The sequence below is a fragment of the Flavobacterium algoris genome, assembly GCF_048158525.1.
GTDB classification, from domain to species: Bacteria; Bacteroidota; Bacteroidia; order Flavobacteriales; family Flavobacteriaceae; genus Flavobacterium; species Flavobacterium algoris.
Genome location: NZ_JBLNKT010000030.1, coordinates 20,105 through 46,591, shown reverse-complemented (window position 1 = coordinate 46,591; position 26,487 = coordinate 20,105). Strand labels below are relative to the sequence as shown.

Genomic DNA, 26,487 nt, shown 5'->3' with positions numbered 1-26,487 from the left:
AAACAAACTTTTAGAACAATTATTAAGGCAATATTTTCAATTTTTAATAAATTTCTGCTAAATCAGGTATTCCTTAAAACAAGTAGAGGCTATCTTTTCAGACAACCTCTTTTTTATGCTTATATTTTTCTCAATTTTTAGAATTGATCCCTGTTATTTCCTAAGCCACAATACATCATAAGCACCAATAAAGTTTTTTTCATGAATCACAATGTCAGTTCCCGTTAGCAAATTATACATTTTATCTCCACTAAAATCAGCAAATAAACTTCTTTCAAAAAAAGTATCAAATTCAGAAAAATTTACAATAACACATATCTCCCCCCCTTTGCTATCCGTTTTTTTATATACTAACAAATGTGTATTCTCATAATCAATAAATTCTAAATCATTATTATCTGCGAAAGCTGGAGTTTGTTTCCGAATTTCAATTAATTGCTTTAACTGTTTGTATACCTGAGCTTGTGCCGATGTAGAATCTTCTATGTTTTCGACCAAACTCCAATTCATTTTAGAGCGGTGCAACCAGCGGTTATCATACTTCTTACTTTCATCATGTGAGTAATCGTAATTATTTGGCAGAGCAACCTCATCTCCACTATAAATCATTGGCAAACCACCTAAAGACAAAACAACGGCATGTTGTAAATTGATTCTTTTTATAGCTAGTTGAATTTGTTCTTGATTATTTTCTTTTGATGCTTTTTCAAAACCACACAATGCCGCCATAGAGCCCGAAATACGGGCATTGCCAGTTTCATGCTCAATCATAAAACGCTCACCCAATGCAAAGCTGCCATTAAAACCATCACAATAATATTTTAAAATATACAAGCGATGCTGCAAACTGTCCAATCCAAGTTCAGCAACTAATTTGTCATCAAATCCCAGCCCTATATCATCGTGACATCTGGCATAATTTATCCAGGTTGTATTTCTTGGTTTTTTAGGAACTGCTTTGATTGATTTTTTAAGTAAATTAGTATTTTGTGTAGCCAAAGCTTCCCAACTCAATGCCATAAAATTAGCATTATATGCAATGTCACATTCATCACCTTGAGCTACTCCTTCACCAAAATACTTTATAATTTCTTCAGGAGCAACAATCGCTTCAGCAATATAGGCAACACCCGGAGCCACAATCTGACCACATAATTTAAAGAGCTGTAGCAAAGAATGAACTTCCGGCAGATTTTGATTAAACTTCCCTATTACCTTCCACATGAAAGCTACGGCATCTAAACGAAAAATATCTATTCCTTTATTAGACCAGAACAACATGGTGTCTATCATTTCCACCAGAACCATTGGATTCTTATAATTCAAATCCCATTGATACCCATAAAATAAAGTCATTACCCATTGATCACTCTCTGGCAAATAGGTAAAATTCCCCGGTGAAGTATCCGGAAAAATTTCAATCATTGTTTGTTCATAAGCATTCGGTAAATTTCTGTCTGGAAAAAAATAGAAATAATCTTTGTACTTCGGATGCCCTTTACGAGCTTCAACAGCCCATTGATGCTGATCTGCACAATGATTGAGCACAAAATCCATAATTAAATTCATGTCGTTTTTTTGAAACTCTTGTACCAAAGCTTCAAAATCCTTCATGATTCCAAATTTAGGATTGACTTCGCGATAATTACGCACAGCATACCCTCCATCATTTTCAAATTCCGGCACATCCAAAAAAGGCATTAGATGCACTGTGTTAATTCCCAAATCCCTGAAGTAAGGAATCTTCTCTTTCAATCCATTAAAATCAGTATTAAAAAGATCAACATACAACATCATCCCAACAATTTTCTCACTAGAATACCAATTAGGATTAGAAACACGCGTCATATCGCGTTTCTTTTGCAAAGATGAACGTTCTTCAAAATTCTTGACCAAAGACTTCAATAATAAATCAAACGCCTCGTCTTTATAAGGACTATTGGCATATAATTTTTGATATAAATCACTAATAATTGGAAAGTTTGCTCCCAATCTTAAATGAAAATTCTTGTCTTTAATTTTTATATCTTCTAAGAAGGTATTTAATTTTGATAACTTTTCAGCCTGTTGCATATTTTTATAAAAATTTACTTATTTATCAATTATTTATCTTAAAATAAGATAGAATCCTATTTCCAAAGATAAAATGATTTTAAATATAATAAAAAAATGCATCCCGAAAAAAAATTACATTCAGAACCTAATTTATTACAAAAACAACAGATTCATTATTCCATTATTATTTTTAGCATAAAGGCTATCTTTTCAGATAGCCTTTATGCTTTTATTATTCTTTAAAATTGGTTTTAGGAATGCATTTCATCCTTCTTTATATCCTTCTTTATATCCTTCTTTTTAATCAATCAAGGAACATAAAAAACTACCAACCTTGATGCAATCCATTCTTTACAACTTCATTGTATTTATCTTGGTCGAAGCTATATAAGTTTGGCGCTTTATGGGCCACATTGCTTTTCTTTTCATCGAGTTTTGTGAGTATTCCTATAGCAGTTATTTTGCGAAGAAAATTTCTTCGATCAAGCTTCCTTCCTAATATAGTTTCATACAATTTTTGCAATTCAGGTATCGTAAATTTTTCAGGGAGTAAATTATATCCTACCGGCATTAAATTCAATTCCATACGAAGTGTTTCTAATGCTTTATCCAAAATTTTCTTGTGGTCTAAAATCAAATCTGGTACTACATGATGGTCAATCCATTCCACAATTTCATTTTTACCTTCCGGTTGAGGAACTGCTTGTAAAAAATCGACTAAAGCATAGTAACCAACCGTTACAAAACGATTCGTATACCACTTCCCTTCATCTAAAGGTATTCCGTAAAAGTTTAAAACTCGGTTACTAAAATCAATGCTATTTCTTTTAACGGCTCCAAATGTAGCAAATTGTCTCAGGAAAATCCCCTTTAACCCTGTTCTGCCATACAATACGCTAACCGCTGCATCATCGATATCTTCATCAACAGGCACAAAACCGCCTGGCAAAGCCCATTCATGGCTGTGTTTTGTTTTTATTAATAATACTTTGAGCTGATTATCATGAAATCCGAAAATCACACAATCTATTGATAAACTTGGCTGATAGTTTTCCTTGTTATCTAAAACGTTTTTTAACATGTGATTCTTTTTCTAGTAATTAATTGTTTTTACGGCGCAATTTAGTTCATTTTTTCAAAGAAAATAAATGAATGTTACATTTTCAAAACGAGCCCTATAATTCTCTGCTTTAAAGACTAAGGAAATGATTTGAATAAAAAACAAACCTATTAAATAAATAAGACATACTACTGCAAAAATTAACTAAAAAATATTCGAAAAAAGATATATAAAAAAAATCATGTAAAATGTATTGTAAATCAAAAAAAATGTACATTCCGTCAAAATAACACAAGTTTTACCAAAGAAGTAAATAGCTCCAAAAAAAGAACTAAAATAAAGATTCCGAAAAAATAACTAATTGTGGCTATTTAAGAACTCGACCCTATGCCTAAAAGCAGACGATAGGGATAAACTACAAGTCTATTTCTGAAAATATAATTAAAGAAAAAGTTCTTTGCGTTCTAGAAAAATATCATGAACTGAAGAGAAAAAAAGTTTCATTTTTTGAAGCGATGTTATCAGACTTATTAATAAATTTATTTTCTTGATAAAAATTCACAAGTAAAAATCTAGATATAATATTGAAACCTGCTAACCAAAATTAAAAAAGCATTTGCGAAAATTGTTGATTAATTGTTGTTAAAAAAGTATTGAAACAGAATTTAAAAGAGGTTTACCTATAAGTCAACCTCTTTTTTAAATTCCCTCTTTATCAAATGTGTTTTCCTATATTTAATACTATAACTACAAGTTCATCAGGAAAATTGATTAAGAGTCAATACTTTTTTTATTCATACCTACATCAATTTCAACATTCTAGCAAGTGCAATTCATTAAAAAAATACTGCATCAAATATATTAATTTTGAGCAATAAAGCCAAAACTACTATTAAAATATAAAATAAATTCCTTTTTATTTACATAAAATTAAAGGATTTAAGAAATAGAACCCCTTAGTAATCACAACCATTTACTGATAAATCCTTATTTTATCTAAAAAAACAAATCCCTATTCTTTCTGTGATTATTACTTCATCAATTCAAAAGTGTCTTTCAAACGAATATCAACAGAAGATGATCCAATCATTAAATCAAAATCTCCAGGCTCAGAACCCCACTTCAATTCAGCATTATAAAAAGATAATTTTTCTTTGTCAATACTAAATTTGACTGTTTTAGTTTCTCCAGCATTCAGTTTTATCTTTTGAAAATCTTTCAGTTCAATAATTGGTCGCACTACAGACCCCACTTTGTCTCTTAAATACAACTGAACTACTTCTTCTCCTGCCATTTTTCCTGAATTGGTTACGCTTAATGAAACTTCAATATTCTCAGTACTTTTAATTTTGTTTTTAGACAATTTCAAATTCGAATATTCAAAAGAAGTATAACTCAAACCGTATCCAAAAGGAAATTTAGGGCTGTTTTTTAAGTCGGTATATGCCGAAACATAATTGCTTGCTGTTTCGTTTGGAGCTGGTCTTCCTGTATTAAAATGATTGTAATAAATAGGAATTTGCCCTTCTTCTCTCGGGAAAGACATTGGTAATTTCCCCGAAGGATTGTAATCGCCAAACAAAACATCGGCAATGGCATTTCCTGCTTCACTTCCTAACCACCAAGTATACAGAATGGCAGGAACATTATCAGCAGTCCAATTAAAAATAAGCGGTCTTCCTGCGTTGATTAAAACCACAACTGGTTTTCCAGTAGCTTGAATCGCTTTTATCAAATCTTCCTGAACGCCTGGCAAACGAAGATTACTGCGGCTTTTAGCTTCACCACTCATATCTCTTCTTTCACCAATACTTAAAATCACTACATCAGCTTGATTCGCAACAGCGATAGCTTCAGCAAAACCATCTTTATTATCACCTTCAATTTCACAACCTTTGGCGTAAAGCAACTTAGCAGTATTCCCAACCTTATTTTGCAAACCTTCCCATTGTGAAATAACGTGTTTATCATAATCTACATCAGGTAATTCCACAGACCAAAAACCCATGTTTTGTTTGCGTTCTTTGACTAAAGGACCAATAAAAGCAATTGTTTTTGTTTGTTTTGAAATCGGTAAAATGCTTTTCTCATTCTTCAACAATACGATACTTTTTGCTGCAACTTCTCTCGCTGCTTCTCTATGTTCCGGATTGTTCAATTCTTTTTGTTCTCTTTCTGGATTGGAATATTTATAAGGATCTTCGAATAATCCCAATTCAAATTTCTTGCGTAAAATTCTTTTCACGGCATCATCAATGAGCGCAATTGAAACCTTTTTCTCCTTTACTAATTGTGCTAAATTATAGCGGTACGCATTGCTTTCCATATCCATATCACTTCCTGCAGTTATAGCAGCTAATGCGGCTTCTTTACTGTCTTTTACATATCCGTGATTAATCATTTCGCCTATTGAACCCCAATCAGAAACTACAAAACCCTGAAAATTCCATTTCCCTTTCAAAATGTCTCTTTGCAAATATTTATTTCCTGTTGCCGGAATTCCGTTAAGGTCATTGAACGAATTCATAAAGGTTGCGGCACCCGCATCCAAAGCGGCTTTGAAAGGCGGCAAATACGTTTCCCAAAGCATCCTTTCACTCATATCAACCGAGTTATAATCTCTCCCGCCAACAGCAGCTCCATAGGCAGCAAAATGTTTCACGCAGGCCATCACAGAATTAACATCACCTAATTTTCCTTGAAAACCTTTCACTCTCGCATAAGCAATTCTCGAGCCCAAATAGGTGTCTTCTCCAGCACCTTCCATTACACGACCCCAACGAGGATCACGCGCAATATCCACCATTGGCGCAAATGTCCAATGAATTCCGCTTGCCGCCGCTTCGGTTGCAGCAATTCTTGCCGAAAATTCCATCGCATCTAAATCCCAACTTGCGGCTTCCGCCAAAGGAATTGGGAAAGTAGTTTTATATCCATGAATAACATCTTGGCCAAATAACAACGGGATTTTCAATCTCGATTGCATCGCTAATTCTTGGTATTGTCTCGTGTGTTGCGTTCCCAAAACATTCAACATAGAACCAATTAAACCTGTTTTAATCTCAGATTGTTTATTTGGATTTATGGTAATGGGTCCAGTAGCAGCATTGTCACCAGTATATTGATTAAGTTGCCCTATTTTTTCTTCAAGAGTCATTCGCTTTAGCAAAGCATCCACTTTTTGGTCAATCGTTTTTTGTTGCGAAAACGCAATAAAGCAGGTCAATAAAAGTGTTGTAGTTACTATCTTTTTCATTTCTAAGTGCAGTGTTATTTTTATAATCAAATTCATTTATTCCATAATCCAAAGAGTAGGAAATGGCATTTTATTTTTTACTCACTTGGTTTTTTTAAATTCTAAAAAGTTTAAATTGAAATTTCCTTTTTCGAAATAGACTCTGATTTTATTTGTTCCTTGTTTTAAAACCACATTTTTCAAAGTCACCGTTTGCCAATTATTTTTTCCTCCAGAAGATGGAATAGTAATGGTTTCAGAAAGTTGCCCGTTTTCATCTTTAAGAAAAAGCTTCCCTCCGGCTACCTCACTCGAATACCGAATAGCAACATCAAAAGTAGTTTTGGCTTTTACCTCAACTGTGTATTGCAACCATTCTCCGTCTTCAATAAACGCAACATGAAAACCATTCGTACTTTTATCCGTACAAGATTGAATGTCAACACCATCATTTCTCGTGGCGCCACCTTTATTCCATTTGGTAAATTTAGTTCCGTCATAATTGGCGACATCTTTATCAAAATAAGCAAATCCGTTTTGGCCTAAATCATATTCAGTCGCGAATATTTTCCCTGGCAATGGATGATTTTTGTATTTTTTAGTATCAGTTGTTTGTACTTGTCTGAACATCGCATCGATTACATCGTATCTGACAGTCAGATTTTTCATTTTGTAGTTTTCGGCAATTTGCATTAGCGCTTTTTTTGCAAAAGCTACTGTTGGCTTTTTTCCTCCGGTTGCCCAATATTGCAATAATTGCTCGTATTCCGGTGTTTTTGTAACCGAAGTAACTCCAGCTAAATTTTCAATTTTTTTCATTGGCCAAAAAGCCCAACCTATATTATTTGTTTCTACCAAAGAGATTGCTTCCTTAAACCATACATTAGAGTTTTCACCGCTTTCGCCCAACCAAATTGGCACATTGTATTGGGTTCTAAAATTCAACATGTTTTGTATGGAAGCCACATCATTATCGTTCCAATATTTGTGAAAACTCAACGCCATGTTATCATCCCAAAGCGGAAACATGCCATTGTAATTATTTCCCCAGCAATTCCCTTCTATGAAAATTAAATGATTGGCATCTACTTCTCTTATGGTTTTTGTGATTCTAATTTGTAACGCTCTTAATGGCGCATTCGACTTTTCGTCACAACCATTTTGATTCGTTCCCGTGAAATTCCAGTTGGGTTCATTGATAATATCATAGGCTCCAACCCAAGGATTGTCTTTGTACCGCAGCGCTACCTTTTTCCAAAGTGCCACCATTTTATCCTGATTGGCCGTGCTTTCCCAAAGTGATGGTTTTGAATCATCGTAATCGGATATATTAGCATCTTTTCCCTGACCTCCTGGAGTTGCATGTAAATCTAAAATCAAATATATTTTATTGGCAGCACACCATTTCAATACATCATCCGTCATTTTAAAACCTTCTTCCAGCCAAGTATTCTGACCTGATACGGTTTCTTTTTCAATAGGCAATGTATACAAGTTGTAATGCATGGGCAATCGAATGGAGTTGAAACCCCAAGCCGCCAATGAATCTATATCTCTTTTTGTAATTCCGTTTGCTTTATAGGCATCATAAAACTTCTCCGTGTTTTTGGTACCAATTAAATCCGTGATTTTCTGCTTTATTGCATGTTGAGAACCTGCAAACGAACCGGTTTGGAGCATGTATCCTTCCTGAACCATCCATCCGCCTAATCCCAAACCACGCAATACAACGTTTTGTCCATTTCCATCGACAATTTTCTGTCCATTTCTATGTAAAAACCCTTGTCCGAAAGAGGAAACAGATAAAGAAATAAGGAATAATAGAACTATTTTTTTCATAAAGAAGATTTTAAAACAAATCGTTTTTGGCATTTAATAAACCAATGTTTGAATAGCATGAGGCAGAATATAAATTTCGGTAGCTTTTGTTCCAATGCATAAATTATACTTCAATTTCTTATCTGTTTTATTCATAACCACCGTTACTGCTTTACCATCCTGATTTAAAAATGATGTAGTCATTAAATAGCTTTGACTGGAAACACTACTTATTCTTTTTGCACTTTTACCAATAAATTTAGAAAAATGACCAATAAAATAATAGGAAGGCGTATAGATTAATTCCCCTGTTTTTGTATTGCCATGTATCGGCGAAAAGCAAAAATTACCTACATGATTTGGCCCTCCATTTTCATCCAAAAGAATATTCCAGTCTGTCCAGCCTACTGTTCCGTTATTGAAGTCATGAATCATGGATTCCCCATATCGTTCCCCATTTGCCCAAAGTTGTAATTTTTTAAAATCAAATTTCTCAACACAACCTTCTGTGAACATTAAGTTTTTGTCAGGATACATTTCGTGCACTTTTCCAACATTTTCAAACATAGAATCTCCTCCGCTCCAGTTTTCATACCAATGAAAACCAATTCCCCAAACATATTTATTCGCTTCCGGGTCATCAAGAATTGTACTCGCTCTTTGTGCCAGTAAATCTCTGTTGTGATCCCAAACCGTAATTTTTTTATCACCAAGTCCTGCTTTTTTCAATGTTGGTCCTAAATAATTTTTGAGGAAATCGCGTTCTTCTTCGGCCGTGTAAATACAGGATTCCCAAGTTTGCTTCGCCATTGGCTCATTCTGAATCGTCAATCCCCAAACTGGAATTCCTTCTTTTTGGTAGCTATTAATAAATTTCACGTAATAATTAGCCCAAGACTGATAAAATTCAGGTAATAATCTACCACCTCTCAACATATTTTTAGTGTCCTTCATAAAAGCTGGCGGACTCCATGGAGTTACGTATAATGTAGCCTTACCTCCCGCTGCTGCAATTGCCTTTTTGATTAATGGAATTTTAAATTCTTTATCATGCTCAATATTGAAACTCTTTAGTGCTGCGTCACCTTCATCAACATAAGTATAACTTCCTGAACTAAAATCACAACTGTGAATATTCGTTCTGATTATTGAATACCCAATTCCTTTTTCTTTATCATAATAAGCTTCCAAGAATTCTTTCTGATTTTCTTTAGTTAGTTTCGCAAAAACCTCAGCACTAGCATCCGTTATTGCTCCGCCAATACCCAGAAATGTCTGAAAGGTTTTACTTGGATTCACAAAAACACACAGTTGCGTTTCTAAAGGTTGTTTTAAGTCCGTGAATTGTAGATTATCAGTTTTTGTTAATCTTAAATTTGTCCCGTCTGCTGTAGTATAGACGGTAATTGTCTTATTATTTGTTGAAAAAGGCTTCGATTGTATTTTACTTTTCTGTTGAGCAAGAGCCAAAAAAGACACTGCTAAAAGTGCAGCTGTTGTGATTTTTTTCATTCTATAAATATTATGTATGTTATTTTACCAAATATAGGCAGTTTTACCAAATAAATGTCCCTACAGAACCCGATTCTAATGACGTTGTTACCCAATTCCCGTTGAATTTAACATTGAAAATTTCAGCAGTACTTCCATCATTTTCGACAATTAAAACGTTTTTCCCACTTGGTGTTTTAAAAGCTACGTTATTCAAATTCCCACTTATAGTACTTGCAATTCTAACGGAACCTGTAGGCACAAATTTAGAAGCATGTGCAATGATATAATACCCTACATTTCTGGTAAAATTATCACTACTATTTATCGTCAATGCTCCTTTACAGGTTGTACAACCGCCCGGAGTATTAGGCCCAAAAGAAGCATTATTGGCTAAGTTCCATTCTAATGCTGTTTTACTCCAATTGCGCATAGAACCGATAACAACATTTTTCACATGCCATTTCAAATCGCCTTCAAAACTTCCGGTAGAGGATGTGTATTGTTCCGTGAAATATAAGTTTTTATTGGGAAAAGCACTATGAACTGTTGACAAAGCGCTAATATCTCCTTCATACAAATGAAATGCAGAACCGTCAATAAAAGGATAAGCCGAAGCGTCGTTTAACACGGCTATTGGATATTCAGGTTTGTTGCAGTTATGGTCGTATACTACAATTTTAGTGGTCAAATTTGCTGTCTGAAAAGCAGGACCCAAATGGTTTTTTATAAAATCAGCCTGTTGTGAAGCGAGCATCAGCATACTAGGATTGTTCCCGGGATGCAATGGCTCATTTTGTGGCGTAATAGCGTCAATAGTAATCCCTTCGGCTTTCATTTTTTGGATGTATTTCACAAAATACTGTGCATAAACTCCGTAATACTGGGGTTTCAAACTTCCTCCAATAAAATTAGTATTGTCTTTCATCCATACTGGTGGAGACCATGGCGTAGCCATAATTTTAATCTTTGGATTGATTGCCACTATTTCTTTTAGCATGGGTATCAAATCCGTTTTATCCGGAGCTAAACTAAAATTGTCTAAATTCACATCTGTTTGTCCGCTTGGTAAATCATCATAAGTAAATGGCGTTGCATTCATATCTGAGGCACCAATGCTAATTCTTAAATAACTTATCGCAATTGAATTGTCATTGGCACCAAATAATTCTTGTAATAATTCTTGTCTTTTTTGTGCATTTAATAAATTAATAACTTGAGCACTTCCTCCAGTTAAAGTATATCCAAATCCATCAATATTTTGAAACGTCTGGGAATCATCAACCTCAATAGTACCATAATTATTATAGGCTGTCCCAAATGCTAAAATTGATGTTTGCTTTTGAAGATTCACAGTCTGATTGCCTTTCGTCAACCAAAAGTCAACTTCATTTACTGCTACCGGTGGAGTTGGTTTTGGAGTAGGATTAACAGTATCACTAGCCGGAGAACATTTAGACAGCATGACTGATAAGGTTATTAAAAAGAAAATTTTCATAGTATATTTTATAGTATTCATATTAATTATTAAAATTTATTTCGACATAAACCGGCAAATGATCTGATGGATATCTTGCATTTTTTGAATCGCTTAAAACTGCATATTTTTTGACATTTAAAATACTGTCTTTAGAAATAAAAATATAGTCTATCAATTTGGTTACTGGTTCGTTATGTACAAAATTATTAAATGTTCCAGAAGGCCCAAAAGGCTTCTTGACTGAAACTTCTCTACAATCGTTCATTACTTTTTTTAGTGCGATTATTCTATCTTCGTTAGGTTCTGAATTGAAATCTCCCATAAAAATTACAGGATATTTTTTAGTATTCAGTTCCTTTATTTTCGAAAGAATAAGCTGTATTCCTTTGGTTCTTGCGTCTTCGCCAATGTGATCCAAATGCGTATTAAAAACCCAAAACAGTTGTTTTGTTTTCAAATCTTTGAACAGTGCATACGTACAAACTCGGTTGCAAGCGGCATCCCATCCCATAGAAATTTCATTTGGTGTTTCAGAAAGCCAAAAAGTGTTGCTTTCCTTAACGCTAAATCTTTCTTTTTTATAAAAAACATTCGAAGATTCTCCTTTCCCAATTCCTTCTCTTCCAATACCTACATTATCATATTGCAATAGTGCCGTTGCAATATCAATAACCTGATTGGGTCTTGCTTCTTGAACTCCAAAAATATCAGGTTCGTAAAATTGAATCTGCGATGAAAAATAATCTTTTCGATGATTCCAATCATTTTCTCCGTCACTTGCAACATCCAAACGAATGTTATAAGTCATTACTTTTAATGTTTGAGCAGGAGAAAACAAACTCATTAGAAGAAAAAATACCGAATAGATTATTTTTTTTGACTGATTCATTTCTTTATTTTTAAATTATTATTCTCCACTGAAGCTTCTATCTAACTTATATATAGAAGCTCCCAATGAAGAACTTACTAACTAAACAAAAACACCATTAATTATACACCCTAATATAATCTATCTCAAAAGTTGAAGAAGTAAAATTAGGATCTACAGGACCTCCCCAAACACCTCCCATTGCTAAATTTACAATCAAGTAAAAGTTTTTGTTAAATGGAAATTTATCTGAATTTGCAAAAGTATAATACAAAATATCATCAACATAAAACTTTATTGAAGTAGCCGTCCAATCTGCCGTATAGACATGAAATTCGGTATTGCTATTCGGCACTTTTATAATACCAGTATCAGGAGTATTTCCTGAACGCCCAGGGGAGTGCAATGATGAATGATTGACATTCAACTCTTTTCCAACAGATTCTAAAATATCTACTTCACCACATGCAGGCCACCCAACACTGCCAATATTGCTTCCCAGCATCCAAACTGCAGGCCAAGTCCCAACTCCAGTAGGTAATTTTGCTCTAATAATTATTTTGCCATAAGTAAAATCAAATTTTCCATTGGATTCAAGTCTTCCAGAAGTGAAGTCCCCCTTTCCATATTGTTCCCTAATGGCTTTTATTTTCAAAACTCCCCCTTCAACAATTGTGTTTTCTGAACGATTAGTATACGATTGAAGTTCGTCATTAACATAGCCTGGATCCCATACTTGAAAATTCCATTTGGAGGCATCAGGTGCTCCGTCAGTGTTAAATTCATCTGACCAAACTAAAGAAGATCCCACGAAAACTGTTAATGAAAGCTTCGAAGAAATAAAATGTCCTGAATTGTATGCAGATACATATAGAACATAAGTATTTGTCCCTGATGTTGTATAGGTATAAGTAAAATCACCACTTGTTAGCTCTTTAGTTTCTCCATTTCCAAGTAAAATTTTATAAGAAGTTGCATTAGTTGCACTTAAACTAAAATTTACAGTTCCGGTACCATTCCCATTTGGATTTTGTGCATTTACTCCAACTACCGTTGCTGAAATCGCAAGATTTGAAGGTGTAATTACAGCTTCACTTCCATCATTATTACTCCCGCTACAGGAAAGCAACATGAAAAAATTAGCTAAAGCAATAAAAAACAGACTCCTTGAAAATCGATAATTATTATTTTTCATATTTTTTTATTTTTTTAAAACTAATGCTAAAATAAAGCTCAGAACTACCCAATGTAGTTCTGAGCCTATACTTAATTTAAAATTATTTAGAGTACCGGTTTTAATTTTAGGTACCAAGCATTTCCAGTTTCAGTTCCTTGAACTCTAACATACAAATAAGTTGATGTTATAACCAAAATCTCATATTCTTTTTGAACAGCACCATATCCTATAAATGTATTAACTCCTGATAATGAAACACTTGTCTGAGTAGAAGGTGAATTTGCAGGTTTTGATGCAACAGCTGGAGCGCCTGATGATGCTGGTATAAAACTAAAAGCAGAAGTTCCTCCTCCATAAGGATAACATCCTTCATCACCTGATGCTGGAATACCAGGAAGAGTTGTTAAAGAACCTGTTTTTGTAAATGCCCCATCTGGAGTGGCAACTTGTAAAGAATACGTTCCTGTACCGGCAACTTTAGCAAAAGTAAAAGTAGCTGTATAAAACCCATTTGCAGAAGCTACTTTTTCATTCACTCCGGCAGCCCACCATTCTGGATTGATAGAATCTACATTCCATGGACCAACACCAAGCTGACCAGCTACACTTTTATCAACAACCCACGTTTTTGAAGCATTATTTGTTAAAGCCGTAACGATTGAGGCATCAACATTAAAATCACTTCTTACTGTAACTTCCTTAGTGACATTTGTTGAAGACCCACCTTTGCCATAAGCAACAACAGTAATTCTATAGGTATTTTTCCCAAGAGTTGTGTATTTTTTAGTAGCAATACCATTCGGTAAATTAACTAAATCTACTGCTGTATTAGCATCATAATCTATTTTATACGAAAGAGCATTGTCACCCGTTACAGAAATTTTTACGCTTCCTGAGCCATCACCATTTGGATGTGTTGCATCTTGCCCTACAACTTCTGTATTGACAACAATGTTTGACGGAGCTGTTAAATCTCCTAACGAATAGGTTTCTTGAGTACAACTACTTAATGTTAGAAGCAACACCAAGAAAACGCCAAAAATATATTTTAAATTTGTTTTCATAGTTTTATTTTAATTTGTTAATCGAATGTTATCAACATAAATAACTTCTCCAACTCCAGGATCTGAATCATTGTAACGCAAAACAAGTTGTGTAAATTTAGCTCCTGCAGGTATCCCTGAAATAGTACTGTAATCAAATACAATTTCTTCCCAAGCTCCAGATGTAGTAAATGGTGCTTTTAGTACCGCAACTCCATTTGCAGGAGTTCCTCCAACAGCCCATTCTAATTCGACATTTAATTTTTTACCAATATTTGCCGGATCAGGATTGTAAGCCAAAACTTTGATTTTACTTCCATAAGCAAAATTAACAGGAATATTTAATGGGCTATACGTTCCGCTCCATGAAGGTACTCCAGTTGGTTTAGTATATTTACCTACTGTTGCACTAGTATTTAAACCTGTTGCATTTGGATTTGCTACTTTAGAAAAAGTTACATCACCAAAAGTTCCAAAAAAGTAATTTACTGCTGCAGTTTCAAAATCAATAGGAAATCCAAATAATGTTTTAATTCCTTGCGTAGTTGCCGCACCACCACTTTGAGCTATCACTTTCAAAACAAAAGGTCCTCCAGTTGCTGGGTATGTATGAGCCGGCAATTCTTGGTCTATAGCCATTGGTGTACCTACTTCATTTGACACATCTCCATAATAGACTAAAAATGATTTAGCGTATAATGCGGTAGCTTTTACTTTCATCTCACCAGAGGTAGAAATAATTAAGCTTTCAGGAGCTCTATAAACAACATCTAATGGAAATGTTTGTTCTGTTTGAGCACCAGAAATAGAAGTAGCGATAATTTTTACCGTATATTTCCCTTCTGGATAAACATGAGTTGTACTTGCTCCTGGAGCAACTGTAGCTGGCAATCCTGTACCTTGTCCATAAACTACTTGAAACGAAGTAGCGCCATCAGCTGTTGGAGTTATCTTTACTTTTCCTGAATTATCAGTACTGATATCAAATATTTTATTGACATTCGCTGATGAATCTGTCCCTAAAAGAGCAGTGTCATTATTGATTCCCTCAACAGTACAACTTATAGTAACAGCCAGTAGTAATACAAAGCTGAAAATAAATTTTATCTTTTTCATAATTTTATCTTTTATTAATTATACCCTGAGTTTTGTTTCAATTTAGTTCCTTGAAGTTCTCTGGTTGGTAATGGAAAAATTTCATCTTTCCCTGCTACGAAACCTCTGTTTGCTAATTTAGTGGCAGCATCTCCCCATCTCACTAAATCAAAGAATCTATGTCCTTCTCCTGCAAGTTCCATTCTTCTTTCATTTTTAATGGCCGCAAGTGTAACCGGAACAGAAGGCAAACCAACTCTTGCTCTTACAGCATCAAGCAATGCTTGTGCTCTTGCTCCTGAACCTAATGCTTCAGCTTCCATCAAATACGTATCGGCAAGTCTAATTACATAAGTATTCTGTCTGTAATTTAACTCTGCTGCTCCACCACCAGTACGAACATCTGTTTTTCTTGGAAGGAATTTATTCAAGAAATATCCTGTATCTTGATAGCCTCCAATATAATCTGCCTGACCAGCAGCTTTTAGAGCTTTTAAATCAAATACAGTAGCCCCAAATCTTGGATCTAATTTGATGGCATCGTATAAATCTTGTGTAATAACATTGAAACTCCATCCTGACGGCAAATCTGCAGCTGTAGAACCAGATGGTCTTGAATAACTTCTAGGACCGACCATGACATTTAACGAATTTCCTTCGTCTTTACCACTTCCCCAGAATCCCCAATCAGAATTCCCGGCACTTGTGTGCGACACTTCTATAAGTGACTCTGTATTAAATTTATTGGCAACAACCCATAAATCATTAAAGTTAGACAATAGTTTATTACCGTATTGATTCGTTGTACCTGGTGTACCATTTACTTGAGCCAAAACAGCAGCAGCCTCTGTTTTTTTACCTTCATACAAATATACTTTCCCAAGCATTGCTTGAGCGGCACCTTTTGTAAGACGTCCAGATTCTGTTGCAGCTGGAACACTCGTTGGTAAAACATTTATTGCTTCTGACAAATCTTTTTCTATTTGAGCATAAACGGCTTCAGGAGCAGCTTGCTCTGCCTCATACATATTAGTCGCGGTCAATGGATCTAATAATAATGGAACGTTTTTAAAGATTCGAACCAAATTAAAATAATAGATCGCTCGCAACGCTTTCGATTCAGCGGTAAATCTGGCTTTTAAATTATCAGCCATAGCAACATCCGGCAATTTTAAAAGCAAGGTATTTGCTCTAAAAATCCCTTGGTAATGATCATTCCAAAAACTGCCAGGTACATTTGTCGAAGTAAGCGTATGCGTGGAGAAAGCTTGAATTCCTGCTCCATCTGTAGAACCACCACCACCGGCATAAAAATCATCTGAACCTGCGTTCATCATGGAAATTATATTTTCAAAACCTCCTGAATTTTTTCTGATTGGATCATAAACTCCAACTAGGGCTGCAGTCGCCTGTTCTTCGTTAGCATAATAATTATCGGAAAGAAAAGCCCCTTTTGGTGTAACATTTACAAACTCTTCAGAACAAGAGCCTAAGGAAACCATTGCTGCTGCTATAAATAAATATTTAAATTTTATCGTTTTCATAATTCTTGATTTTATTAAAATTGTAAATTGGCTCCAAACATAAATGTTCTTGCTTGTGGATAGATTCCTTTGTCTATTCCAAATACACCTCCACCAATTTCAGGATCATATCCCGTATATTTGGTTAATGTAAATAGGTTTTCAGCGGTTAAATACAAGCGCACTTTATTGGCTCCAATTTTACTAATCACATCACTTGGTAATGAATATCCTACCTGAACTAATTTTAATCTCAGATAATCTCCTTTTTCTAAATAGAAATCGGACATTTTACCAAAATTGCCATTCGTATCATCATTTGTAAGTCTAGGATAGTCATTTGATGTCCCCTCACCAGTCCATCTGCTTAATGCAATAGTTTGATAGTTAGCGTTACCAACATCTAATCTACGCAATCCTTGGAAAATTTTATTTCCTGCAGCACCCTGTGTAAAGGCCATAAAGTCGAAATTTTTATAATCTAAATTCAAAGTTAATCCGTAAGTGTATTTTGGAATATTACTTCCTAAAAACTGTTTGTCATCATCACCTATGGAACCATTCCCATCGGTATCAACCCAACGAAAATCTCCTGGACGTGCATTTGGTTGAATTAAAGCACCCGAAGTATTTGTATAAGCAGCTATTTCAGCCTGATTTTGAAAAATTCCAGCAGTTTTAAATCCGTAGAATGAATTATAGGATTGCCCAACTTGTGTTCTAGTTACTGCACCCATAGATTGAAAAGAAGCATCCCCTGTAATATAATTTGAATCAGCAGCAATATAAGTAACTGTATTTTTCAAATAAGCAATATTTCCATTAACAGAAAAATTCACTTCCCCGATTTTTTTCTTATACCCTAATTCAACCTCAACACCTTTATTATCCATGTCAGCTACGTTTCCTGTAGGATTTGCAGCAACTCCAACATAACCAGGTATGTTAATTGGACGTAAAATTCCATTGGTTGTTTTCTTGTATAAATCTACCGTAAGATTGAAATCATTGAAAAATCTTGATTCAAAACCAATATTTGTTTGAGAAGTTTCCTCCCATCTCAAATCAGGATTATCAAGAGTAAGGTTAGCATAACCAGTAGTTATTGCTCCTGTATTTCCAAAAGAATAATTATAACCTCCTTCGACTAAGGAAAGATATCTGAAATTTGGAATTGCATCATTTCCTACAACTCCATATCCACCTCTAATTTTCAACATATTAAGTACATTGTTTTCTTTCCAAAAATCTTCTTTGGTTACTACCCATCCTAAATTAAATGATGGAAATACCCCAAATTTATTATTGGCTCCAAAACGACTTGAACCATCACGACGAATAATCCCTGTAAACAAATACTTTTCTTTATAATCATAATTGACACGTGAGAACAAAGAAGTCAATTTATGTTCTGTCAAATCGAAAGTATAACTACTTCTGTCTGATTGTGGTATATCAAAATTGAAAGAGGCATCACGATAATCTGTAATCGGCAATCCAAACATGGTAGAACCCGATCCTCCTCCGATATTGTCCACATAAGAACCTTGACCCAACAATACCGTTAAATTATGGTTACCGAATTGATTTGTATAGGTTAGTATGTTTTCAATATTCCAAGCAAAACTTTTGTTATCATTTTTACTGTAACTATTTTTAAGCACATTTGAAGTGGCACTTAAATAAAAAACAGGAGTAAAACCTTGTCCACCCCAAGAAGATAATTTTCCTCCAAGAGTTGATCTCACTTTAATATGTTTCGTTATTGCAGCTTCCAAATACGCATTTCCAACAATATCATCAGACAAACCATAACCGCCTAATCTAGTTTTGGCATAAGCCAAAGGATTGCTCATCTCTTGACCAACTAAACTTGAAATTCCATAAGGATTCCCATTAGCATCTCTAATTACAGGATTTGTGCTATATGGAGCACCATTCGCTTTAACAGGATCTGTTTCAATAACTGGAGTGGTTGGATCCAGATTGATTGCAGAACTTAATGGCCCTCCAAATTCACTATTTGTATTCCCAATTCCAACTGTTTTTTGTCTCGAAAATCCGAAAGTCTGTCCGAAAGTAAATACTTTAGATATTTTATGAGTCGAGTTTAAACGGAAATTCTTTTTGGTATAGTTCGAAATTTCCGTGGAAACAATTCCTTCTTGATCTTGAAGTCCAAAAGAGGCATAAAAATTAGAAACATCACTTCCTCCACTGATACTTACTTCATGTGAATAACGAAAAGCATTTGTATTGAAAATAGCTTTTTGCCAATCCGTTCCAACACCTAAAGCAGATAAATTAGGAAATATAGCAGGTCCTCCGGCAGCAGTCGATTTTTCATTTAATAAAGCACCATATTGAGTAGCATTTAGCAAATGTAAAGTCTTTTCTGGCGATGATATCCCTGCAAATCCGTTATAGTTTACAGTGATTTTGCCAGATTTTCCTTTTTTGGTTGTAACCAAAATAACCCCTGTTGCAGCACGTGTTCCGTAGATTGCAGCAGAAGCAGCATCTTTCAGTACCTCTATCGATTCAATATCAGATTGGTTAAGAAATCCTATTCCACCTGCATCAACTACAACACCATCAACAACCCAAAGAGGATCATTTCCACCTTCACCAAAAGTAGTCACCCCTCTAATTCGAATTGTAGATGACGAACCTGGTTGACCAGAACTTGCAGCAATAGTAACTCCTGAAACCCTACCCTGTAAAGCTTGCTCAATGCGCCCATTAGGAACTTTCTCAAGATCTTTAGCTTTAACACTGGATATTGCACCAGTAACAACACTTTTCTTTTGAGTGCCATATCCTACAACAACAACTTCCTGTAAGGATTCTGATGAAGGATTAAGTTTAACATCAATTTTATTTCTTCCGTTAATAGGTTCCTGAACGGAAGTATACCCTAAATAACTAAATACTAAAGTCCCTTTTGAAGTGGCCTTTATTTGATAATTTCCATCAAAATCCGTAGCCGTAGCTTTGGAAGTTCCTTTAATTAAAATGGATACTCCTGGGATGGGAAGTCCGTTTTCGTCATAAACTTTTCCGCTTACATTAACATCTTGTGCTTGTGCGTAAACTGAGAATAGAATAGATAAAAAACAAAAAATAAGCAATTTTGTAAATTTCATATTTCTAAAAATTTTGGTTAATTAATTAGTAATTTCCAGCAATATTATATTTATTTTTTCTATATTCTCATTTATCTTTCCTTACAAAAACACATCAAAGTGATTTTTATTACTTTACAAAAACACATCAAAATTTACATAAGTATCTAATTATAAATTATTTAAATTTAATTTTATAGTGTTATACAAATGTTAATTTAAAAAAAAACCACTACATTTATAGAATATATAAATACTTTCATTTTTTCATCAAAATCTGACTAAAACAAGCACTTCGTCTTATTGTTCAGGAGTAGAAACCGAAGTCATTTTAAATAATAATCAATTCATTACATTTAGAATTTAATCATGAGATTTACAAAATTCCATCTTCTAATTTTATTAATAACAACAACACTCTGTAGTCAGGTCAAAAACATAGGACTACCAGATATTAGAAATTATAAAAGATCCGACTATAAAGGAGGTACTCAAAATTGGGACATTGACCAAGATAAAAACGGCAATTTATATTTTGCTAATAATAGCGGTCTTTTTCAATTTGATGGCTCATCGTGGAGGAAATATAATATCCCAAACTCTGCAGCTGTACGATGTGTAAAAATTGATAATTCCGGAAAAATTTTCGTGGGAGGTTACAGTGAATTTGGCTATTTTAAATCTAATTCAAAAGGGAAATTAGTTTATTTTTCTTTGTCTAAAATGATAAACAAGTCCAATTTCAAACTGATGGATTTTATCTGGAAAATACACATTCATAATGACGAAGTTATTTTTCAATCATTTGAAAGAACGTACATCTTTAAAAACAAAAAGATTAAAATCCTCAAGGCCCCTAAAAGATTCCAATTCTCATTTCAAGTAAAAGACCACCTTTATATACAAGATATTTCAATGGGAATATTGGAGTACAAAAACGGAAAACTATTCCAACTAAAAAATTCCACCATTTTAAATAACACAGAAATCTGGGGTATTTTTAGTTTACCAGAAAATAAGTTATTAATTGCCACTTTAAATAAAGGTCTTTATATATATGACCATGAAAAAATGATTCCTTGGAATACCGAAGCGAATGTTTTCATTAGAAAGAATAGTTCACTTGGTGGTGTAGCAATAAAAGATAAATTCATTGTACTCAATTCCGTTTTAGAGGGAATAATTGTATGTGATTTAAATGGAAAAATTATTCAACATATCAACCGCACAAAAGGGTTGCAAAACAATACTGTTCTCACCTCTTTTGTTGACAGCAAAAACAATCTATGGCTAGGCCTTGATAACGGAATCTCTTTTGTGAATGAAAACTCTCCTTTTACTTATTTTGGATTTAGTTATAATCTAAGTACTGTTTATGGTACGGCATTGCATAAAGGGAATCTTTACGTAGCTACTAATCAAGGTGTTTTTTATCATTCTTGGAATAATTCAACCAAAGAAGATACTTTTAAACTAGTAGAAGAAACTACCGGACAAGCATGGAACATACAAGTGATTGACGACCAATTATTTTGTTCACACAACACAGGAGCGCTATTGATAGCGGGAGCAAAAACTATAAAGATATTGGACAACATAGGCTATTGGAAATTTATGCAAATTCCCAATCATCCAAATTATTTAATTGGCTCCAATTATAATGGCTTTTCAATATTTGAAAAAACACTAAATGGCTGGCAATTTAAAAATAGAATTGAAGGCTTTTCTAAGTCATCTGGATCATTTGAAATGGAAGGAAAAAACATTTGGATAAAAAAAGACAACTTAGCCTATAGAATGACATTAAGTAACGACCTGAAAAGGTTTGAATCTATAAAAACATATCAAGATTTGTCGGAAACCGTAAAAGGAATTGGAAATATACAACAGTTGGAGAATAAGGTCTATTTTCAAACAAACAATCACTTTTATAACTATTCCTACGAACAAAATTTATTTTTTGAAGATAAAAAAATGAGTGATTTATTTGCTAATCTTCCAAAAATAAACACTTTAACTCAAGATAAATATGGAAATATTTGGTATGTTTTTGATGAATCATTAGGCGTCTTAATGAAAACCAAAACGGGTAATTACAAAAATATTGTATCTCCCTTTTCAAAACTTACCGGTAATATAGTATATAATAATCTATCCATAAATACGACTGGCCCTAATGATACATTCATTGGTTTAACAGATGGATTAGCGCACTATGATTCCCAATTACTCAACGATTACGATGCTAAACCTAAAGCCTACATAAGATGCTTTTCGTTTCCTGCAGATACCATTATTTTAGGAAATGGCCAAAAAGCATTGGATAATTATAAAATTCCATATGTTTTTAATCATGTAAAATTCACTTTTTCATCTCCTTCGTATGAAAATCTTGAGAATCTTGAATTTTCTTATCAGCTGGAGGGTTTTGATAACCAATGGAGTAATTGGTCTACAAATGTCATTAAAGAATACACCAATCTAAGAGAAGGCGATTACACTATGAAGTTAAAAGCTAGAACTAATTATGGTAAACAATCGGAACAAACCATATTAAATTTCTGCATTTCTCCTCCTTGGTACAGGCATTTTTTAGCGTATTTATTTTATATTTCACTTGTTATAGCTTCTGTATATTTTATTAGAAAACGAATAAAAACCAAAATACGAAAAAACAAATACTATGAAACTATTGAACAAAGAAGGCTCTATTTGGAAAAAGAATCAAAAATCAGACAAGAACAATACGAGCTGGAAAAAGAAATTGAAAAATTAAAAAATGATAAACTTCAAATTAAAATTTTAGCAAAAGACAAAGAACTAGTAAACAATTCTTTACAAGTTGTAAAGAAAAATAAAATCCTGAATGGAATTATCCATAAACTAAAAGACATCAATGTAGAATCCTTTGATGAGTCTACCAAGTTCCAATTTACAAAACTGAACAGAAGTATTACGAAGGAAGTAAATGCGGACAAAAGCTGGAAAGATTTAGAAAAACACATTAAGAATGTCCATTTTGATTTTCTAAAAAGATTGAAAGAAAAATATCCAACAATTTCTCCACGAGAATTAGATTTATCAACCTATTTATTGATGAACATGTCAACAAAAGAAATTGCCGAAATCATGAATATTTCAAACGGAGGTGTTGAATTAGCACGCTACCGATTAAGAAAAAAATTAGAACTTAATAAAAAAGAAAACCTCATTGGATTTTTAATGAGTATTTAAATTAAACCAAAAAAGCCATCATAAATTAAAATGATGGCTTTTAAAAAATGAAATTCTTATTACAAGAAATCTAAAGTCCGCTCTAAAGCCATTCCTCTGGAACCTTTTATTAGAATAGTACTATTTTCAATTTTAGTTTCTTTTAAATGACTTGCAAAAGCCTCAAATGACTCATAAAAACGAAAATTGTTTTCATCAATTCTATTGTCATAAAATGCTTTACCAATAAAGTAACTGGTTACATTTTTTTCATTCAAAAGCATTGCTACAATTGCTTTATGCTCTTGTTGACTTTCCTGCCCCAACTCAAACATATCACCTAATATCATAATCTTATTTGGATTGTCCAATTGTATGAAATTGGCAATAGCAACACTCATACTGCTAGGATTAGCGTTATAGGCATCCAGAACAATTTGATTAGTTCCTTTGGTTAATAGCTGTGATCTATTGTTCTCAGGAATATAACTTTCTAAAGCCTCTTTAATCGCATTATCCTCAACTTCAAAATATTTCCCTATAGCAAGTGCCGCATTAATATTATTAGCGTTGTACAATCCAATTAAATGAGATGCAATTGTACCATTGGAATAATTTATTTCTACAAATGGATTCGCTTTTACACCCGTTATATTCACATTAGCATTTTCTTTATTAATGCCAAAAGAAAATGATTTCAATATTTTTGCTTTTTCAACTTGAATTGGATCTTCTAAATTTATAAAAGCTAGTTTATCGTTCTCAAAAAGATAGTGATACATCTCACTTTTCCCTTCAATAACACCTGCTACCCCACCAAAACCTTCTAAATGAGCTTTACCAAAATTAGTTATATAACCATAATCCGGTTTGGCTAATTCACAAAGAAATTGAATTTCTTTTTTATGATTTGCTCCCATTTCTACAATTCCAATTTCAGTTTCTGAATTAAAAGAAAGTAAAGTCAACGGCACTCCAATATGATTATTCAAATTACCAATTGTTGCCTTGGTATTGTATTTTTTTGAAAGAACAACATTAATAAGCTCTTTTGTTGTTGTCTTTCCATTACTACCTGTAAGAGCAATTATAGGTAATTTTAAATAAGTTCTATGAAACTTAGCTAATTCTTGCAGTGCCATTAAACTGTCTTCAACTAAAATAGTTCTTTGGTCAATAAAGTATTCGCTATTATCAATAATAACATAAGATGCGCCTTTTTCTAATGCCTCCGCAGCAAATGTATTAGCATCAAAACGATCTCCTTTTATAGCGACAAATAATGAGTTTGGCTCAATTTTACGTGTATCAATTGAAACCGATTTACATTTTAAAAATAAACTATGAATGTAATTAATATCCATTTAAAAACGATTTAAAAAAATAAAAGCCCTAATCAAAGGGCTTTTATTACTATTATATATAAAAATTAATTTCTTGCTGATTTTTTCTTATCTGCTTTAGGCCCAACTCTTGACATCGCACATCTAAATCCAATATAATCAGTTGCCATATCTTGTGGAAAATATCTTCTTTGAGCTGGATCTAACCAATACGCTCTGTCTCTCCAAGACCCTCCTTTATAAACTCTTACATCATCATTTATTAAAGTGGTTCTTTTACTGGAAACGTCATATTTTCTAACCATTTTCCCTAAACTGTCAGTCGTGACATTGTGTTTAGGAGAATTGTACATGATTTTTTCTTCTTTTTGTTTTTCGTTATCCGATTCAGAAGATCCAAAATTATAATATCTGGTGGACTGCTTATCACCATCTCTATAATTGATATTATCACTTTTATCAAAATTTGTTCTTAAATAGGTTTCATTTTCATCAACTGGAACTTGAGCAATTTGACCAGGAAAACTAGTTGCAACTTTTTTACCGTTGCTTAAAGTTTTATACTCCATGTTTTCTTTAGTTACAATTTCTACTTTACCATCAGCTCCAATTTTATTTTTAGTGTATTGATTTCCTCTAAAATAGTTAAAGTCATTCGATTCATTATCAATAATTGGTCTATAAACATCTTGTACCCATTCGGCAACATTTCCTGCCATATCATACAAACCAAAATCATTAGCTGGATAACTTTTTACTGCGTTAGTAATATCAGCACCATCATCAGACCATCCTGCTATTCCACCATAATCACCATTACCTTGTTTGAAATTGGCCAATTGATCTCCTTTACTTTGTCTTTTTCCAGAACGGGTATAACTACCAGACCAAGGATATTTCTTTTGACCTTTGTAAATATTGTATTCTCTTTGTCCAACATCGGCTGCTGCTGCATATTCCCATTCTGCCTCAGTAGGAAGTCTGTATTCTGGCAGTATAATTCCAGAAGAACGTTGTGCATATATATTTTTTTCTTCAATAACCTTACCGTCTTTCCCCGCTTTTGGTGCTTTTCTAGCGCCTTTTCTTCCTTTTAAAACAATTTCTTCATTACCTCCATAAGTCAATGTAGGACTATTCAAATAGGTTTCAGTACTAAAAGAACTTTCTGCACTTACATCATTAGTTTTTGCATTTTTCTTAAGGTATCCGTTTTTTTCTAAAATCGCTTCATTCACACGATCCGTTCTCCATTTACTAAACTCAACTGCTTGAATCCAATTAACACCTACAACAGGATAATTTGCATAAGAAGGATGTCTTAAATAATTATTGGTCATTGTTTCATTATAACCCAATCTATTTCTCCAAACTAAGGTATCTGGTGAAGCACCTTCATATATATTTTTGTAATTTTCTTCAGTTGGAGGAAATACTTTTTTCAACCAATCTAAATATTCCAAATACATAAAGTTTGTAACTTCAGTTTCATCCATATAAAAAGACTGTACATGTTGTTGTGTAGGAGTATTATTCCAATCATGCATAACATCATCTTCAACTTTTCCCATTGTAAATGTACCACCTTCAACAAAAACCAAACCTGGTCCTGCTTCTTGCTTTTTACTGCTAGAACCTTTTTTACTGTCTACATTCCAACCTGTAGCTCTTGATGCATTTTTTGAGCTGGATTTTTTACTGCAACTCGCCAAACCTACTATCAAAATCATTGATATCATCAATCGCAAGGTCATAATTTTGTTTACTTTCATACTCTTTAGTCGGTAATAATTTAGGTGCCGCAATATAATAATTAACCATTAACTGACAACATCCTTTTTTAATAAATTTAATTCTCTAAATTTTATCAGAAAATCATACAATAGAAACGCAAATTTATAATATTTATTATTTACAATAACACTAAATGATTTATTTTTACTCATTAATAACAATTCACT

Annotated in this window: 15 protein-coding genes; 1 reads left to right on the top strand and 14 read right to left on the bottom strand. The window is 33.5% G+C overall.

What is annotated here, in order from left to right:
• Window positions 1–153: 153 nt before the first annotated feature.
• The 12 genes from ACM55I_RS13705 to ACM55I_RS13650 all read right to left on the bottom strand — a co-directional run bounded on the left by ACM55I_RS13705 (window position 154) and on the right by ACM55I_RS13650 (window position 19,991).
• The gene (locus ACM55I_RS13705; RefSeq protein WP_416847412.1) at window positions 154–2,073 is read right to left on the bottom strand and encodes an alpha-amylase family protein; all 1,920 of its coding nucleotides are present in this window, start codon (window positions 2,071–2,073) and stop codon (window positions 154–156) included.
• A 307-nt stretch (window positions 2,074–2,380) separates the two neighbouring features.
• The gene (locus ACM55I_RS13700) at window positions 2,381–3,136 is read right to left on the bottom strand and encodes an NUDIX hydrolase (RefSeq protein WP_416847411.1); all 756 of its coding nucleotides are present in this window, start codon (window positions 3,134–3,136) and stop codon (window positions 2,381–2,383) included.
• A gap of 1,009 nt (window positions 3,137–4,145) precedes the next feature.
• Window positions 4,146–6,371 (bottom strand): glycoside hydrolase family 3 N-terminal domain-containing protein, encoded by a 2,226-nt coding sequence (locus ACM55I_RS13695; RefSeq protein WP_416847409.1) that lies wholly within the window; start codon window positions 6,369–6,371, stop codon window positions 4,146–4,148.
• An 81-nt stretch (window positions 6,372–6,452) separates the two neighbouring features.
• Window positions 6,453–8,189, bottom strand: coding sequence for a cellulase family glycosylhydrolase (locus ACM55I_RS13690; protein WP_416847408.1), 1,737 nt, complete (start codon window positions 8,187–8,189; stop codon window positions 6,453–6,455).
• Between the two features lie 33 nt (window positions 8,190–8,222).
• Complete coding sequence (locus tag ACM55I_RS13685; protein ID WP_416847407.1) at window positions 8,223–9,680, bottom strand: glycoside hydrolase family 30 protein; 1,458 nt, start codon at window positions 9,678–9,680, stop codon at window positions 8,223–8,225.
• A gap of 43 nt (window positions 9,681–9,723) precedes the next feature.
• Window positions 9,724–11,178: a glycoside hydrolase family 30 protein gene (locus tag ACM55I_RS13680; protein WP_416847405.1), complete on the bottom strand. Its 1,455-nt coding sequence runs from the start codon at window positions 11,176–11,178 to the stop codon at window positions 9,724–9,726.
• Between the two features lies 1 nt (window position 11,179).
• On the bottom strand, window positions 11,180–12,028 hold the full coding sequence (locus ACM55I_RS13675) for an endonuclease/exonuclease/phosphatase family protein (RefSeq protein WP_416847404.1): 849 nt from the start codon (window positions 12,026–12,028) through the stop codon (window positions 11,180–11,182).
• 97 nt (window positions 12,029–12,125) lie between these two features.
• Window positions 12,126–13,202: a glycoside hydrolase family 16 protein gene (locus ACM55I_RS13670; RefSeq protein ID WP_416847403.1), complete on the bottom strand. Its 1,077-nt coding sequence runs from the start codon at window positions 13,200–13,202 to the stop codon at window positions 12,126–12,128.
• 86 nt (window positions 13,203–13,288) lie between these two features.
• On the bottom strand, window positions 13,289–14,248 hold the full coding sequence (locus tag ACM55I_RS13665; protein WP_416847402.1) for a hypothetical protein: 960 nt from the start codon (window positions 14,246–14,248) through the stop codon (window positions 13,289–13,291).
• A 9-nt stretch (window positions 14,249–14,257) separates the two neighbouring features.
• On the bottom strand, window positions 14,258–15,343 hold the full coding sequence (locus ACM55I_RS13660) for a hypothetical protein (RefSeq protein WP_416847401.1): 1,086 nt from the start codon (window positions 15,341–15,343) through the stop codon (window positions 14,258–14,260).
• Between the two features lie 14 nt (window positions 15,344–15,357).
• Window positions 15,358–16,866, bottom strand: a complete 1,509-nt coding sequence (locus ACM55I_RS13655; RefSeq protein WP_416847399.1) for a RagB/SusD family nutrient uptake outer membrane protein — start codon at window positions 16,864–16,866, stop codon at window positions 15,358–15,360.
• Window positions 16,867–16,880: 14 nt separating this feature from the next.
• Window positions 16,881–19,991 carry a SusC/RagA family TonB-linked outer membrane protein gene (locus ACM55I_RS13650; protein ID WP_416847398.1) on the bottom strand — a complete coding sequence of 1,037 codons (3,111 nt, stop codon included), beginning with the start codon at window positions 19,989–19,991 and terminating at the stop codon, window positions 16,881–16,883.
• A 348-nt stretch (window positions 19,992–20,339) separates the two neighbouring features.
• Between ACM55I_RS13650 and ACM55I_RS13645 the strand changes: the two genes are divergently transcribed.
• The gene (locus ACM55I_RS13645; RefSeq protein WP_416847397.1) at window positions 20,340–23,204 is read left to right on the top strand and encodes a helix-turn-helix and ligand-binding sensor domain-containing protein; all 2,865 of its coding nucleotides are present in this window, start codon (window positions 20,340–20,342) and stop codon (window positions 23,202–23,204) included.
• 59 nt (window positions 23,205–23,263) lie between these two features.
• On the opposite strand, the gene ACM55I_RS13640 is transcribed toward ACM55I_RS13645, so the two are convergent.
• Together ACM55I_RS13640 and gldJ are read right to left on the bottom strand one after the other, a co-directional pair.
• Window positions 23,264–24,547 carry a UDP-N-acetylmuramoyl-tripeptide--D-alanyl-D-alanine ligase gene (locus tag ACM55I_RS13640; RefSeq protein WP_416847396.1) on the bottom strand — a complete coding sequence of 428 codons (1,284 nt, stop codon included), beginning with the start codon at window positions 24,545–24,547 and terminating at the stop codon, window positions 23,264–23,266.
• Between the two features lie 65 nt (window positions 24,548–24,612).
• Window positions 24,613–26,298 carry a gliding motility lipoprotein GldJ gene (gldJ, locus tag ACM55I_RS13635; protein ID WP_416847395.1) on the bottom strand — a complete coding sequence of 562 codons (1,686 nt, stop codon included), beginning with the start codon at window positions 26,296–26,298 and terminating at the stop codon, window positions 24,613–24,615.
• Window positions 26,299–26,487 lie beyond the last annotated feature (189 nt).

Excerpts from the sequence above, each read along its gene's own strand:
- ACM55I_RS13660 (WP_416847401.1), bottom strand. The coding sequence starts at position 15,343 with ATGAAAAAGATAAAATTTATTTTCAGCTTTGTATTACTACTGGCTGTT.
- ACM55I_RS13700 (WP_416847411.1), bottom strand. The coding sequence starts at position 3,136 with ATGTTAAAAAACGTTTTAGATAACAAGGAAAACTATCAGCCAAGTTTA.
- ACM55I_RS13690 (WP_416847408.1), bottom strand. The coding sequence starts at position 8,189 with ATGAAAAAAATAGTTCTATTATTCCTTATTTCTTTATCTGTTTCCTCT.
- ACM55I_RS13650 (WP_416847398.1), bottom strand. The coding sequence starts at position 19,991 with ATGAAATTTACAAAATTGCTTATTTTTTGTTTTTTATCTATTCTATTC.
- ACM55I_RS13670 (WP_416847403.1), bottom strand. The coding sequence starts at position 13,202 with ATGAAAAATAATAATTATCGATTTTCAAGGAGTCTGTTTTTTATTGCT.
- ACM55I_RS13640 (WP_416847396.1), bottom strand. The coding sequence starts at position 24,547 with ATGGATATTAATTACATTCATAGTTTATTTTTAAAATGTAAATCGGTT.
- ACM55I_RS13695 (WP_416847409.1), bottom strand. The coding sequence starts at position 6,371 with ATGAAAAAGATAGTAACTACAACACTTTTATTGACCTGCTTTATTGCG.
- ACM55I_RS13675 (WP_416847404.1), bottom strand. The coding sequence starts at position 12,028 with ATGAATCAGTCAAAAAAAATAATCTATTCGGTATTTTTTCTTCTAATG.
- ACM55I_RS13645 (WP_416847397.1), top strand. The coding sequence starts at position 20,340 with ATGAGATTTACAAAATTCCATCTTCTAATTTTATTAATAACAACAACA.
- gldJ (WP_416847395.1), bottom strand. The coding sequence starts at position 26,298 with ATGAAAGTAAACAAAATTATGACCTTGCGATTGATGATATCAATGATT.
- ACM55I_RS13705 (WP_416847412.1), bottom strand. The coding sequence starts at position 2,073 with ATGCAACAGGCTGAAAAGTTATCAAAATTAAATACCTTCTTAGAAGAT.
- ACM55I_RS13665 (WP_416847402.1), bottom strand. The coding sequence starts at position 14,248 with ATGAAAACAAATTTAAAATATATTTTTGGCGTTTTCTTGGTGTTGCTT.
- ACM55I_RS13655 (WP_416847399.1), bottom strand. The coding sequence starts at position 16,866 with ATGAAAACGATAAAATTTAAATATTTATTTATAGCAGCAGCAATGGTT.
- ACM55I_RS13685 (WP_416847407.1), bottom strand. The coding sequence starts at position 9,680 with ATGAAAAAAATCACAACAGCTGCACTTTTAGCAGTGTCTTTTTTGGCT.
- ACM55I_RS13680 (WP_416847405.1), bottom strand. The coding sequence starts at position 11,178 with ATGAATACTATAAAATATACTATGAAAATTTTCTTTTTAATAACCTTA.